We start from the raw sequence: 478 nt of genomic DNA on the forward strand, positions 1-478 counted from the left end.
GCCATCATCGGGGCGGGTAGCGCCGGACTGCGCGCCTACCGGGCCGCCGCCGCCCATACCGATCGTGTGCTCCTGATCGAGGGCGGAGCGTACGGGACCACCTGCGCCAGCGTCGGATGCATGCCCAGCAAGCTGCTCATCGCCGCCGCCGACGCCGCCCACACGGCGCACCATGCCGACGGCTTCGGCGTCCACGCCGGCTCAGTCGAGATCAACGGCGCCGAGGTGATGGAACGGGTCCGGAACCTGCGGGATCGGTTCGTCAGCGGGGTCGTCGGCAACACCGAGAAGATCCCGGCCGAGCGGCGGATCCATGGCTACGCCCGGTTCGAGGACGCGCAGACCCTGCGGCTCGACGACGGGCGGCGGATCCGGGCCGGGCGCACCGTGATCGCCACCGGCTCCCGTCCCAACGTGCTGCCGATGTTCAAGGATCTCGGCGACCGGGCCGTGGTCAACGACGATCTCTTCGAGTGGC

1 protein-coding gene is annotated in these 478 nt (G+C 71.1%); it reads left to right on the plus strand.

Going from position 1 to position 478, the window contains the following annotated elements:
- On the plus strand, window positions 1-478 hold a 478-nt coding region (locus LRG07_RS13825; protein WP_238642784.1), incomplete at both ends, for an FAD-dependent oxidoreductase.

This window comes from Halorhodospira sp. 9622, assembly GCF_022228025.1.
GTDB classification, from domain to species: Bacteria; Pseudomonadota; Gammaproteobacteria; order Nitrococcales; family Halorhodospiraceae; genus Halorhodospira; species Halorhodospira halophila_A.